Source organism: Paenibacillus konkukensis (assembly GCF_023523925.1).
Classification (GTDB): Bacteria; Bacillota; Bacilli; order Paenibacillales; family NBRC-103111; genus Paenibacillus_S; species Paenibacillus_S doosanensis.
In genome coordinates this window covers 2,403,380-2,415,671 of record NZ_CP027059.1, presented here as the reverse complement: position 1 = coordinate 2,415,671, position 12,292 = coordinate 2,403,380, and the positions used below count along the sequence as shown (strand labels likewise).

14 protein-coding genes are annotated in these 12,292 nt (G+C 54.3%); 7 read left to right on the top strand and 7 right to left on the bottom strand.

The features are described from left to right. Nucleotides 1–341 precede the first annotated feature (341 nt). Nucleotides 342–968: an FMN-dependent NADH-azoreductase gene (locus SK3146_RS10385; RefSeq protein ID WP_249865005.1), complete on the bottom strand. Its 627-nt coding sequence runs from the start codon at nt 966–968 to the stop codon at nt 342–344. A 248-nt stretch (nt 969–1,216) separates the two neighbouring features. After that, nucleotides 1,217–1,519 carry a hypothetical protein gene (locus SK3146_RS10380; RefSeq protein ID WP_249865004.1) on the bottom strand — a complete coding sequence of 101 codons (303 nt, stop codon included), beginning with the start codon at nt 1,517–1,519 and terminating at the stop codon, nt 1,217–1,219. A 202-nt stretch (nt 1,520–1,721) separates the two neighbouring features. Here SK3146_RS10380 and SK3146_RS10375 point away from each other — a divergent pair, with 202 nt between their 5' ends. Next, nucleotides 1,722–2,399: a tetratricopeptide repeat protein gene (locus tag SK3146_RS10375; RefSeq protein ID WP_249866257.1), complete on the top strand. Its 678-nt coding sequence runs from the start codon at nt 1,722–1,724 to the stop codon at nt 2,397–2,399. A gap of 1 nt (nt 2,400) precedes the next feature. Here SK3146_RS10375 and thiO read toward each other — a convergent pair whose 3' ends face one another. Continuing rightward, nucleotides 2,401–3,519, bottom strand: coding sequence for a glycine oxidase ThiO (gene thiO / locus SK3146_RS10370; protein WP_249865003.1), 1,119 nt, complete (start codon nt 3,517–3,519; stop codon nt 2,401–2,403). Further along, the gene (locus SK3146_RS10365; protein ID WP_249865002.1) at nt 3,516–4,154 is read right to left on the bottom strand and encodes a thiamine phosphate synthase; all 639 of its coding nucleotides are present in this window, start codon (nt 4,152–4,154) and stop codon (nt 3,516–3,518) included. Before SK3146_RS10365 ends, thiO begins: the two co-directional genes overlap by 4 nt. A 178-nt stretch (nt 4,155–4,332) precedes the next feature. Here SK3146_RS10365 and thiD point away from each other — a divergent pair, with 178 nt between their 5' ends. The 3 genes from thiD to SK3146_RS10350 all read left to right on the top strand — a co-directional run bounded on the left by thiD (nt 4,333) and on the right by SK3146_RS10350 (nt 6,528). After that, nucleotides 4,333–5,172: a bifunctional hydroxymethylpyrimidine kinase/phosphomethylpyrimidine kinase gene (thiD, locus tag SK3146_RS10360; protein WP_249865001.1), complete on the top strand. Its 840-nt coding sequence runs from the start codon at nt 4,333–4,335 to the stop codon at nt 5,170–5,172. Nucleotides 5,173–5,282: 110 nt separating this feature from the next. Then, on the top strand, nt 5,283–5,720 hold the full coding sequence (locus SK3146_RS10355) for a DUF86 domain-containing protein (protein ID WP_249865000.1): 438 nt from the start codon (nt 5,283–5,285) through the stop codon (nt 5,718–5,720). 175 nt (nt 5,721–5,895) lie between these two features. Further along, entirely contained in the window at nt 5,896–6,528 is a 633-nt protein-coding gene (locus SK3146_RS10350) for a helix-turn-helix transcriptional regulator (protein ID WP_249864999.1), read from the top strand. Between the two features lie 56 nt (nt 6,529–6,584). Here SK3146_RS10350 and SK3146_RS10345 read toward each other — a convergent pair whose 3' ends face one another. The 3 genes from SK3146_RS10345 to SK3146_RS10335 all read right to left on the bottom strand — a co-directional run bounded on the left by SK3146_RS10345 (nt 6,585) and on the right by SK3146_RS10335 (nt 8,799). After that, nucleotides 6,585–7,319 (bottom strand): bactofilin family protein, encoded by a 735-nt coding sequence (locus SK3146_RS10345; RefSeq protein ID WP_249864998.1) that lies wholly within the window; start codon nt 7,317–7,319, stop codon nt 6,585–6,587. Between the two features lie 14 nt (nt 7,320–7,333). Then, the gene (locus tag SK3146_RS10340) at nt 7,334–7,957 is read right to left on the bottom strand and encodes a YhbD family protein (protein ID WP_249864997.1); all 624 of its coding nucleotides are present in this window, start codon (nt 7,955–7,957) and stop codon (nt 7,334–7,336) included. 197 nt (nt 7,958–8,154) lie between these two features. Then, nucleotides 8,155–8,799: a bifunctional 4-hydroxy-2-oxoglutarate aldolase/2-dehydro-3-deoxy-phosphogluconate aldolase gene (locus tag SK3146_RS10335; protein ID WP_249864996.1), complete on the bottom strand. Its 645-nt coding sequence runs from the start codon at nt 8,797–8,799 to the stop codon at nt 8,155–8,157. A gap of 195 nt (nt 8,800–8,994) precedes the next feature. Between SK3146_RS10335 and SK3146_RS10330 the strand changes: the two genes are divergently transcribed. The 3 genes from SK3146_RS10330 (at nt 8,995) to SK3146_RS10320 (ending at nt 12,254) form a co-directional block, all read left to right on the top strand. Continuing rightward, a complete protein-coding gene (locus SK3146_RS10330) occupies nt 8,995–10,515 on the top strand; it encodes a PucR family transcriptional regulator (RefSeq protein WP_249864995.1) in 1,521 nt (506 codons plus the stop codon). A gap of 130 nt (nt 10,516–10,645) precedes the next feature. Beyond that, a complete protein-coding gene (locus SK3146_RS10325) occupies nt 10,646–11,314 on the top strand; it encodes an aspartate/glutamate racemase family protein (RefSeq protein WP_249864994.1) in 669 nt (222 codons plus the stop codon). Between the two features lie 16 nt (nt 11,315–11,330). Then, nucleotides 11,331–12,254: a DMT family transporter gene (locus tag SK3146_RS10320; protein WP_249864993.1), complete on the top strand. Its 924-nt coding sequence runs from the start codon at nt 11,331–11,333 to the stop codon at nt 12,252–12,254. Nucleotides 12,255–12,292 lie beyond the last annotated feature (38 nt).

The following is a 12,292-nucleotide window of genomic DNA, read 5'->3' as shown; positions in this document are numbered from 1 at the left end:
GCAGTAACATAATTGTAATCTGTTTTTCACCTTGTCTTAATGTTGGGCGGCTATAATAAGTATCGACCCCCTTTTTAATATAAAAAACTTTGAGGCCTGCGATCCGAGCGATCAGCGGGCCTATTTTCTTTCTATGCGGAACAAATCCCCCAACAGTGACATGATGCTCTGAAGCTTATTCCAGCCTAAGCTGGATCGGCGTCTAACCATTCCTCTGGGATATGGGTAGACATTACTTTCGGGGGAGCCCCCGGATATCCACAGGAATTTGCTGTGCATCATTTCCTAAACAACAAAAAAGACTCCACTTCTCTTAGCGAGAAATGGAGCCCTTTTCATGATTAGAACGATGCCGCTGCGTTAGCCGCTTGTTTAACGCCTTCGGCGATGATGGATTCGGCTTTGTCAGGGAATTGGTTATGTCCTTCGGCAACGACCGTAGTGACGTCTTGAATGCCCATGAAGCCCATGATCGTTTTGACATAGTTCAAGGACATTTCAACAGCCGCTGCAGGTCCTTCGGAATATACGCCGCCGCGCGCGTTCAGCAGAGCGACTTTTTTGTTAGGCTGCAAGCCTTGAGGGCCGTTGGCAGTGTAAGCGAAAGTTTTGCCGGCTTGAACGATGTAGAACAAATAAGTCAGCAGCTGCGCAGGAATCGTGAAGTTCCACAACGGGAAAGCGAACACGACTTTGTCGGCGGCAAGGAATTGCTCCAAGTATTTGTTGACGTTAGCCGCTTTTTGTTCTTCAACGGACGTCAGCTCGAAGCCTTTACCCAATTTGAACAAGCCTGTCAGCGTATCGACGTCGTAGTAAGGAAGCTCTTCGGCGAACAGATCGAGCTCGGTTACGGAATCTTGCGGGTGAGTTTCTTTATAGGAAGCGAGAAAAGAATCATACAATTTCACAGTAGCGGATTGGTCTGCAGGGCGGCCGTTAGCTTTTACAAAAAGAACGTTAGACATGAATAATTCCTCCTTGAATAAAATGGGTGATTTATTTTGCAAAGACAAGTCAATTCGGATATAAGCGAAGCGCTGTAAAAGAAATTAACTTACTTTACGTAAGTATAATAGTTTAATTACTTACTTTTGTCAAGCGGCTACGCAAAAATGTTTTCCCATTTCTGAAAGCAGAAAGAGGGCTGGAACTTTATCGTTCCGCCCTCTCGCAACCGTCCGCCGCCGCCCGCTTGCCGCGGGTCCAAGGAGCGTCAGGATGTTTTCTTCTTCGCCTGCTTGCCGCCGCCGGGCGCCTTGGCTGCCGCTTCGAACGCATGAAAGCGCTGTTCGCGGGCATCCCAGCGAAAATTGGCAATAAAAAAGCCGGCAATTCCCATCACCACGATGCGAATGTAGATCCATGATGCCGTCACCGTATGCTGCGTAAACCATTCCATTGCGGTAAACAGCAGCGTCAGCGACAAGCCCCAAGCCAGCACGCCGAAAAACATCACATACTTGCCTTTCCCCATGGTTCTCGTCTTACGCCATTTGCCTGCCTGTATTTCGTTCATCGAGCAAATCCCCCGAATATCGTAACTGTAACCTATGTTCATTCGCTATCTCCGGCGTAAAGTCCTTCTCCGTACGCAAATTGTTCACATCTCCCTTTATTCACCAAAAAGAGAGAAATCATTCCCGGTCGGCGCCGCGGGCGGCCGGGAGAATAATATGTTACAATGAATGGGAAAAAAAGACACGAAAGGGTACGGTATTATGAGCAAGGTGCTGTTATTTTTCTTATTGACTTGGCTGACGGGAAGTCCCATTGTGGCCATTATCGTGCTGCTGATCGTGTTCTATGCGCTGGAGCGCCGGTTTATCGGTCTGACTCCGAGCGTGACGAAACCGATCCGGCAGTCGAGGCGGTTATCCAAGCTGCGGCAGGAGCTTAGGCTGAGTCCCCACCAGACTTCCGCCAAGCTGGATGCGGCGCGAATATTAATGGAAAAGAAGCGGTACCGCGAAGCTGCGGAGCTGCTGGAGCAGGTGTTCGCGGTGATGGAGGATTCGGCCGAAGTCAGAGCGGAGCTCGGCATATGCCGTCTGAAGCTGGGGGAGCTGCAGGAAGGAGAGCGGCTTATTCTCGAAGCGTTCGAGATGAACCCGCGCGTCAAATACGGAGAGCCTTATTTACGCCTCGCCGAAGCGTGGGCGGACCGGGAACCGGCCAAAGCGATTCATTATCTGGAGACTTTCGGCTCCGTCAACTCCTCTTCCTGCGAAGCCTATTATCGGCTCGGCCGGCTGTACGGCCGTCTGGGAGATAAAGAAAAAGCCCGCGGCGCTTACCGTGAGACGGTCGAGCTGTACCGCGGACTTCCTAAGTATAGACGGCGTTTCGAACGCCGCTGGGCTTTGCTGGCCCGCTATTATAGCATGACGAACGGATAGATCAGTCCACAGCCGCCGCGAGGACGCGGTCCGGATGAAACGGCGTCAAATCGAGCTCCGTGCGGCTGCCGGTTACCAGCTGCATAACGAGCTTTGCGGTCGCGGGGGCAAGCAGAATCCCGTTGCGGAATTGGCCGGTCGCGACGATCAGGCCGGGGGCCTTGGACGGAGCGCCGAGGAACGGCAGACCGTCCCGGGTGCCGGGGCGCAGGCCGGCCCATGTGCCGACGAATTCGGCTTGCGCGAGCTGAGGCAGCAGCTTCGCCGCCTTGGCGTGAAGCGCGCTGACGGCCGAGACGTGGCAGCGTTTGTCGAAGCCGGCCTCTTCCTGCGTCGCGCCGATGAGATACGTTCCGTCCTGCTTGGGAATAATATAGCAGCCTTTCGTAAACACGGTTTTACGGGTGACGGGCGCATCCGTTCTCACAGAAATGCATTGGCCTTTGACCGGAAACATCGGCAGCTCAATGCCCCATGGTGCGGTCAACGCAGGGCTCCATGCTCCGGCGCTAACGATCACATGGTCCGCCAGCAGCTCGCCTTCGGAGGTGCGGACCCCGGCGATGCGCCCGCCGCGTTCGATCAGACCGAATGCCGGCGTCCATTCGCGAATCGTGCAGCCTTGCTTGTAGAGCGCGGCCTGCAATGTCTTGGCCAGGTGGACCGGATGCACCTGATGGTCGTTAGGGAAGTGGAAGCCGCCGCGGATACCGGCGGCCATGGCCGGCTCCAGCGCCCGCAAACCGTCCGCTTCCAGCCATTCGGCGTCTTGAATCCAGCCGAGACGGCTGCGCAGCTCGCGCTCGTCCTCTTCATCCCATGCCGTACGAAGAATGCCTTCATTTATATATTGCGGCGATACGCCGCCGCTGATCCGCTGCAATTGCTCCGTCCATTCCCGGTACAGCTGCTGGCTCCACCGGCACAGCTCATAGAAATGTCCGGGATGATGGATCTCCACCTGAGCTCCCAGCATGCCCGCTGCGGCTGTAGACGCTTCTTGAAGCAGAGCTCCCTTATCGATCAGCGTACAGCGGACGCCGGCGCGGAGCAGCTCCGAAGCGATCGCGCAGCCGATGATGCCACCCCCGATAATGATAGCTGAGGTCGTGCTGTTCAATTTAACCCACTCCTAAGATTATGATGAGAGCGATCTATCGCTTCGCGGAAACGCCGAATCTGCGCTGCCGGCTCCGCATGGAGCAGTACCGACGACAGGACGGCGACGCCTGCGCAGCCGGTGGACAGCACTTCATCGACATTTCCGGGCTCGATTCCTCCGATGGCAATCACCGGCACGGAGCATGCCTTGACGACGTCCGCGAGAGCCTGAATGCCCCGCGGCGCGAGCCCCGGCTTGGAATTCGAATCGAAAATATGCCCATACAGAACGTAATCGGCGCCCTGCTCTGCGGCTGCGGCCGCTTCTTCGGCCGAATGAACGGAGCAGCCGATCGAGACCGACGGCGGCAGAATGCGGCGGCTTTGGCTTACGCTCAAACTGTTGTAGGCGAGCTGAACGCCGGGCGCTCCAACGGCCAGAGCGGCGTCCAGCCGGTCGTTAATATGTACGGCGCTTTGCGCAAACAACGGCTTCAGCGCGGCGTACCATGCGGTGATTTCACCGGCGCCGCGCTGTTTCTCGCGAATATGGAGCACATCGATCAGCTCCGTCGGACATTGACCGGCAATCTCCGCGACCCGGGCCAGCTCCTGCTGTCCCGTCGTCATGACGTGCAGTGAGTGCTTTCTCATAGCAGCGCTCCTTCCGGTCTTGTTTCTCTCATCATAACGCAGCCCCTTGGTACCGTCAAAGCGTTTGTCCAAGATGTCATAAAAATATCAAATCATAGAAACTTGACGCTAGGAAAGCGGATAGATACACTTATTGAAGAAAGTTTAAGGTTTCGGCACAGATGGGGGAGGAACAGAGATGGACAAAGTGTACAAGGCGCTAACGATTGCGGGCTCCGACAGCGGCGGCGGAGCAGGAATCCAGGCGGATCTGAAAACGTTTCAGATGCTGGAGGTTTACGGTATGTCCGCGATCACCGCGGTCACCGCGCAAAATACGCTCGGCGTCCATGGCATTTACGATATACCGCTCGAAGGCATCGAGAAGCAGCTCGAAGCCGTCTTCGCAGACATCGGCGTCGACGCGGCCAAAACCGGCATGCTGTCGCAGCCCCAAGTGATCGAGCTGGTCGCGGAGCAAATCCGCAAGCATAAGCTCGCCAAGCTCGTCGTCGATCCGGTGATGATCGCCAAGGGCGGGGCGAGCCTGCTTGCGGACAGCGCCCAGCATGCGCTGCGCACGCAGCTTTTGCCATTGGCGGCTGTCGTAACGCCGAACATTCCCGAGGCTGAGGTCATTACCGGTCTGAGCATTGCGTCGGTGGACGGGATGAAGGAAGCGGCGGTCCGCCTAGTGGAGCAGTACGGCGCCGGGGCGGCGGTCGTCAAGGGCGGTCACAGCGCCGGAGAGCCGACGGACGTGCTCTACGACGGGAGCGCGTTTCACTTGCTGACGGCCGAACGCTGCGAGACGCGGCATACGCACGGGACGGGCTGCACGTTTTCGGCCGTCATTACGGCGGAGCTGGCCAAAGGGGCCGGGCTGCTGGAAGCGGTGCAGACGGCCAAACGGTTTATTACGCTGGCGATTCGCGACGAGCTCGGCATCGGCGGAGGTCACGGACCGACGAACCATTGGGCGTATTGGCGCGAGCGGCAGGCGTCGGACAAGCCCGAAAAGGAGCAAACATTTCAATGAGCTACGAGTACTTAATGCAGGCGGTGCTGCTGATTTTTTTATTAATCGTATCCTTTCCGGCGATCATTCTGTGGTCCAAATGGAAGAGGAAGAAACGGAGATAACGGCTTATGTATTACGTCAATCATGAACAAATCAATGTTAGACTGCAATTTTTGCCTGTGCTGTCGGAAGCGTGCGGACAGCTCGTCGCACAGTGGGATCAGGCGGAGCCGTCGGCGCGGCTGCTGCTGCATTTGGCTCAGGAGCGGACGCTTCACCTCGCTATCGAATCGGTGACCGATGTCGGAAGCTTGCTGATCGACGCCTTCATGATGCGCGACGCCAGCAGCTACGAGGATATTATCGACATATTGGCCGGAGAAGGCGTCTTTGACGGTCAAGTCTCCTCGATCCTTAAGCAGCTCGTTGCGCTGCGCAAGCCGCTCGTGCAGGATTATGCCGCATACCCGCGGGAAGCGCTGCACCCGCTAATTCTTGCTTTGCCGGAAGCTTTATCGGCGTTTGCCGAAGCCGTGCCGGCGTTTATTAGCCGCGAGATGGTGTAAGCAAAATTCCTGGAATTGACTGTGCTAGGATTTTTGATACATTTTAGTTTATTAATTTACTTATGGTCGTATTTCGTATACAATAACTATATAAGTAGTAGCTTTTATACGACGTCGACCGACTTAGTTAGAGCGTGCTTCAGGTGTATACTTAAGGGAAGGGCGGTGAGACCGGATGAACCAGGAGCAGGATGTGTCCACACGCAAAGTCATACTGACGATGTTGAAGACAAGCGGAGCCTTAACCGTGAGCGAGATGGCGAAGCAGCTGGGTATTACGGAGATGGCCGTGCGGAGACATTTGAATACAATGGAGCGGGACGGTCTGATCGAGGCGAAGCTGGTACGGCAGGCTATGGGCAGGCCGACCAACCTGTACTCCTTGACGGAGAACGCCGATGATCTCTTTCCGAAGAAGTACCATCATCTGACGCTGGATTTGTTAAGCGAGCTGATAGCCGAAGCCGGTCCGGATAAGGTAGACTTGCTGTTTGAGAGGCGCAAGGAACGGCTGATCAGCCGTTACGAAGAGCAGATTGCGGGCAAGGCTTTGCCTGAGCGGGTCAAGGCATTGGCGGAGATCCAGAATGCCAACGGATATATGGTAGACTGGCAGGCTACGGAAGACGGACAATATGTCATTAATGAGCATAACTGTCCGATTTCGCAGGTAGCCAACCAATACAATCATGCTTGCCAGTGTGAATTGATGATGTTTGAGAATTTGCTTGGCGCCGATGTGAAGCGGGTCGAATGCTTGGTCAAAGGCGGCAACAAATGCTCGTATGTGATACAGCAGAAACAATAAACCATCTCAGCGCGAAGATATTCTTCGTCGTCGGGATGGTTTTTTTTAACCTATTCTCAAACCTTGCCATGCTGCCTAACGACAGAACCGTCGGCCTGCTCGAAATGCTCCGTGTACTCGACGCAGTCAATTTCGCAGCCGGGACCGATGCTGACGAAGCTGCCGCGGACGATCGCGGCCTTCGTATATTCGAGGTAGATCCGGTCTCCTTCGATAATATCTGCGGCAAGATGATCTTGGGCAGCCGAAGCTTTGGAGTGAAACAGCCGGTGCAGATTGTAGGCCAATCCCGTCCGCTTCACGTTGATGGAGCTTCCGCCGATTTCGCGGGCGCGGCACGGACCGAACAGGCGGATGTCGATATGGTCTGCATTGAGCAGGCCGCCGATCGTGAAGAAGCCTTTGGCGACGAACGTTTCCGCTTCGCAGTCCTGCTGAACCAGCGCTTCGCCTCCGATGTACAAACGATCGCCTGTCAGCGTCCCTCCGATATCGGAGCGGCCGTGAAGCTTCAGCTGCCGTACGGACATGTCCCCGCCGATATCGAGCGTGCCGTAAATATGCGCCTCATCCGTCTCGGCGCTGCCCACCACGACGGAGGTGCCGAAGATGCGGAAGCGCCGCGCTTTGACATTGCCTTCCATCCGGCTCGTTCCGTATACTTTGAAATCCACGCAGTCCAGATTCCCGATAATTTGCCCTTCTCCGGTAATTTTCACATCGTCGTACGCGCCGCCGGACGCGCTTCCCGTGCCGGCAAGCACCAGCTTATGTCGTATTGCGTTCGCCATCGGACAACCCTCCGTCAGTTTAATTTCATTTTTAACTCTTCGATACAGGCGGCAAGATTCAAGCGGGTGACGACCCGAATGCCGGATTCGAAGTATACTTCGCCCGGGGCCGAGCACAATAAAAAGCTGGATACGCCCATTTTGCGAATAAAAATCAGCTCACCGCCATTGCCCCCCAGCTTCGGATAATGGTCGCCCAGCACCTGAAGCAGAATGCTTCCTTCATCCAGACTCATTTCTCCGGTTTGAAGCATCTTCTCTAAGATATACAATTGCAATATGCGGTCAAAAGCGAAAATTTCCATATCGCCTTGATATTTTATAAAAAAATCAAGGCTCATCTTCGAAACAATGTTACGGTCGATAATTTCCTGCTTCCATAGCGAGGTTTCCGCCGCTTGAGGAGAAAGCAGCTCCGCAAGCTCGTCCAGAGATAAATCGTCTTTCATATTTTTAATTTTATCGATGCGGGAGAGAATTTTATTTTTTGGGAAAAACGTCTCCTGACCGGTAAAGGTAGATTTGCGGATGAACCATTCTTCGGGGATCAAGTTTTTCCGCTTCCATCGGTATAGTTGGCCGTAAGACAGGCCGGTCAGCTCCAGCAGTTCTTTTTTGGAGATGATGTCTTGCTCCATGCGGTAGCACCTCCCAGTAAAGAAAGTGTAACATAACATTGTTACGTTGTAAATAAACGAGTTCCCCGGATTGGATATGAAAAAAACGCCCGATCGCCGGAAAACTGGTTTCGCGGCGGTTCGGACGTGCGAATGACTGTTCGAAGCTATCGCAGAATGACATCGCCGCTCCGGCTGCGTTACCGCTGCAGATTCGGCTAATTGCGGGAGCTGCGGGCGCCGGCCGCGAGCCGCGCCGCTTTATCGCGCACCCAGGAGTAGTTGCCGGCCGCGATTTCCTTCAGATTGACGAGCGAGCCCCCGATCCCGACGGCATGACAGCCGATACGCAAAAACTCGCCGATATTCTCTTCATTGACGCCCCCGACGGCTACCATAGGGATGTGGCTTAGCGGGCCTTGCAGCTCCTTCAAATACCCGATGCCCAGACTTGCTCCGGGGAAAATTTTGACGGCCGACGCCCCGGTTTTCCAGGCTCTGACGATTTCGCTCGGCGTCATCGCTCCCGGATAGATCGGCGCTCCCTGTTCTGCGGCATAGCGGATCACTTCCTCATCCGTGTTCGGCGTCACCAGATACGACGCTCCGGCCGCCAATGCCGCTCTTGCATCGTCCATATCGAGCACGGTTCCAGCGCCTATGTACATTTGCTCTCCGAATTGCCGCTGAAGCAGCTCGATCATCTCAGCCGCTCCGGGAGTGTTCAGCGTGATTTCCATGACCTTGATTCCGCCGTCCAGCAACGCTTGCGCCAGACCGGGCACATGCTGCTTCTCGACCCCGCGCACAATGGCGATGATTCTCGTTTCCTCAATGAGCTGTAACCCTTGTTCCCGTTTCATTACCGACCCCACCCCATCCTCATGTTATGAATCTATTATGCCATTGTTTCGAAAGATTGGGAACTGCCTGCGCGAACTGCCTGCGCCGCCGCCAAAAAAGATGACTTCTTAAAGCGAATTGCATACAATGATAGGAAAGGAGATGGAGTACGGTATGAATGACGAGCAGGACGTATCGAAACACGGTGATCGGCGATGAAGTTTAACGGTATGACGGTCAGGGAGATGCTGAATCTCCCTATATTAAAGGATGCCACGCTGGTCAGCGGGGCCGGCGGCTTGGACCGGATCGTGCGCTATATCGATATTATGGAAATTCCCGATATCGAAGGCTGGCTGAGAGAAGGGGAATTGATTTTAACTACGGGGTATTCGATTCGCCATGATCCCGGATTGCTGACGAAGCTGGTCGAGCATTTGGCCAATGCCGGAGCCGCCGGCGTGGCGCTCAAACCGGAGCGGTTCATTCACTACATTCCGCAGGCGATGATCGATATGGGCAACCGCCATAATATTCCTATCATTCAGCTGCCCGACGGCATTCCTTATGTGGACATCACCTATCCCGTCATGGAGCTTATATTGGACAAGCAGGGCGCTCTGCTCCGAAGATCGGAGGAAATCTACAAGACGCTGACGAGTCTTGTACTCAATAATAGCGGGATTCAGGCGGTGGCGGACAATGTGGCCGAGCTCCTGAGATCGCCGATTCGGGTCGTGAACAGGGCCGGGGACGTTCTTGTCGCTTCCCCGCCCGGCAGTCAGGAGCAGGAGCAGCCGCCGGCTTCGGACGCGCGGCAGTGGGATATTACCGTCGACAAGCAGACGGCCGGGAAGCTGATCGTCGAGAAGCAGCAGCTGGACGCACTGGAGCTCGTCTGTATCGAGCAGGCGCGCCTGGTGTTCGCGCTGGAATTAATGCGCAGAAAAATCGCCGACGATACGGAGACTAGGTTGAGGGGCAATTTCTTTGAAGAACTGCTGATGGGCTTGCCGCTATCCATTCAGGATGTGGAGAATAAGGGCAGGCAGCTGGGGCTGGCGCCCGAATGGACCTGGGAAATCGCAATGATCGAAGGCGAACGGTCGTATTTCGAGGAGCATGCCGCTTTTATGGGCAAGATCAACGAGCTGATTTCGCGCGAATCGCGAAACCGGCAGGTCCGCTCCCACGTATTAAGACAAGGAGACCGCCTCCTGCTGCTGCTCTCGTCCCCTCGGACAGACGATCGGGAATGGTCGGAATCGATCAAACGGTTCGTCCGCTCCTGGAGCCATGTGCGCACCGGCTTCGGCACGAAATACCCGTTATGGGAAATTCAGCGCAGCTACGTGGAAGCGAAGAAAGCGGTCATGATAGGCTCGAGGCTCGATAAAATCCAGCGGTTTTTCCGTTATGACGAAGTGGAATTATTTAGCCTCTTGCTGGATTCGTCGGATTATGTTAACTTTGATTCTTTGGTTGAGAAGCATCTGGGCAAGCTCCTGGAGTACGACCAGGAGAACGGAACCGACTTGATGGTCACTCTGTATCATTATTTGGCCGAGGGCGGCAGCTTGATCGAGGCGGCCAACCGGCTGTACATTCACCGCAATTCCGTCAAATACCGTCTCGACCGGATTAAAGATATCGCGGATATCGATTTGGACGGCATGCAGAAGCGGCTGACGTATTATTTATGCACTGCATTCCATTTATTGAAGAATAAGGGTTAAAACCTAAGGCCTATTGTGCTCAGAGCACAATAGGCCTTTGTTACTTTTGGTAGACGCGTACATTGTTGAATCATATTGTAGCCCTTTACAATTTTAATATGGCAAAGGATTCAGATTATTCAGGGAAGGGATGAGCGATATGATAGGTTTAATCCGGGTATTTACTACGGAAAATCAGAGCATTATTGAAGAGCACGGCAATGTCATTTCCAGATTGTACGGTCTTCCGGTCATGAGCAAGTGCATTCCCGATCAACCGCTAGGCATTTTCAATGATGAGACGGAACAGATCGCGATTCCTAAGATCGTCGAACTGGGCAAGCAAATGGAGAAGGACGGCTGTAAGCTGCTTCTTATCAGCTGCGCCGCCGATCCTGCTATCGAACAGCTGCGCAAAAACGTGTCCATTCCGGTCGTCGGAGCGGGCAGCGCCGCCGCATTGACGGCCCTGGCTCTCGGAGAGCCTGTAGGCGTCATGGGGATTACCGAGTGCATTCCTGCAGTCATGGAAAACTTGCTTGGGGATTCGTTAGTTCAATACATCAGGCCCGAAGATGTGACGAATACCACCGATTTGCTCACTCAGGCAGGGCGGGATAAAGCGCTGGAAGCGGCCAGATCCTTGCTCTCCCAAGGAACCAAGGTGATCGTGTTCGCATGCACAGGCTTCTCCACCATCGGCTTCGCCGACGTGCTGCGCAAAGAACTGCGCGTGCCTGTGATCGACGCGGTGGAAGCGGAAGGCTTGTATGCTTCCAACTTCTATAAACAGCTAGAAGCCGAACCGGCATCGTTCTAAGCTGTCCGGACTTCTTGTGACCAGATCTTACGTACTTCTCGTTCTATGCGTGTTCATCTGGGCTTTGAACTACATTTCGAGACAGTACTTGCTGCGGGAATTTTCTCCGCTTCTGCTTTCGGCGCTGAGCTTGACGCTGGTATCCTGCGTTTTTCTGATCGGAGCGCTGTTTACCCGTTCGCTTGTGAAAGTAACCCGCAACGAAATTATGTTTCTGCTGCTGTCGGCCGTCATCGGGCTCATCGCGAACCAGATATTTTTGTTCCAGGGCTTGAAGTATACGACAGCGACCAACGCTTCTCTCATCTTTACCTTGTCTCCGTTAATAACGGCGGGACTGTCGGCCGCGTTCCTGAAGGAGAAGGTTACTTGGCGAATGATTGCCGGCTGCGTCACGGCGCTGGCGGGTCTGTGCCTCGCGCTCAATACGAACGGCTTGGTCTTCCATGCGGGGGACTTGCTGTTGTTCGGGGCCACGTTTACCTTCTCCTGCAACTTAATCTTCACCCGGTTTCTGTCAAGGCGTCTGTCGCCGTTCATTATTACGGTGTACAGCTTCGGCTTAAGCGCGCTGTTCTTCGACCCGTTCGTGCTCGCCTTCTCCGGCGCCGGCATCGAATGGAATCATTCCTGGAGCACATGGGGCTTGCTGCTTGTCTCCGTACTTGTGGCTCAAGGGCTGACGGGCGTCATGTGGAACAAGGGGATGCAGACGGTCGGCGCCGCCAAAGCTTCCATCGTGCTGAATTTGCAGCCGCTGATGACGATGATGCTGGAATTGTTGCTTTTCCGTCACTCCGTTTCTTTTCAGCAAGTATTCGGGATATCTCTGGTGTTCATAGGAGTTCTCTTCGCAACGCTTCAGCTCGGGTATGTCCATACAAAGAAAAAGAGCAGGATGGACAAGAATAACAATAATTGTGAAATAAATTGTAAATAGTATGGAGAGAATCATCTGTATACGATCAAGGGGGATTA

Bases quoted from the DNA above. Each gene is read 5' to 3' on its own strand.
- SK3146_RS10385 (WP_249865005.1), bottom strand. From the start codon at position 968: ATGTCTAACGTTCTTTTTGTAAAAGCTAACGGCCGCCCTGCAGACCAA.
- SK3146_RS10380 (WP_249865004.1), bottom strand. From the start codon at position 1,519: ATGAACGAAATACAGGCAGGCAAATGGCGTAAGACGAGAACCATGGGG.
- SK3146_RS10375 (WP_249866257.1), top strand. From the start codon at position 1,722: ATGAGCAAGGTGCTGTTATTTTTCTTATTGACTTGGCTGACGGGAAGT.
- SK3146_RS10365 (WP_249865002.1), bottom strand. From the start codon at position 4,154: ATGAGAAAGCACTCACTGCACGTCATGACGACGGGACAGCAGGAGCTG.
- thiD (WP_249865001.1), top strand. From the start codon at position 4,333: ATGGACAAAGTGTACAAGGCGCTAACGATTGCGGGCTCCGACAGCGGC.
- SK3146_RS10355 (WP_249865000.1), top strand. From the start codon at position 5,283: ATGTATTACGTCAATCATGAACAAATCAATGTTAGACTGCAATTTTTG.
- SK3146_RS10350 (WP_249864999.1), top strand. From the start codon at position 5,896: ATGAACCAGGAGCAGGATGTGTCCACACGCAAAGTCATACTGACGATG.
- SK3146_RS10345 (WP_249864998.1), bottom strand. From the start codon at position 7,319: ATGGCGAACGCAATACGACATAAGCTGGTGCTTGCCGGCACGGGAAGC.
- SK3146_RS10340 (WP_249864997.1), bottom strand. From the start codon at position 7,957: ATGGAGCAAGACATCATCTCCAAAAAAGAACTGCTGGAGCTGACCGGC.
- SK3146_RS10335 (WP_249864996.1), bottom strand. From the start codon at position 8,799: ATGAAACGGGAACAAGGGTTACAGCTCATTGAGGAAACGAGAATCATC.
- SK3146_RS10330 (WP_249864995.1), top strand. From the start codon at position 8,995: ATGAAGTTTAACGGTATGACGGTCAGGGAGATGCTGAATCTCCCTATA.
- SK3146_RS10325 (WP_249864994.1), top strand. From the start codon at position 10,646: ATGAGCGATATGATAGGTTTAATCCGGGTATTTACTACGGAAAATCAG.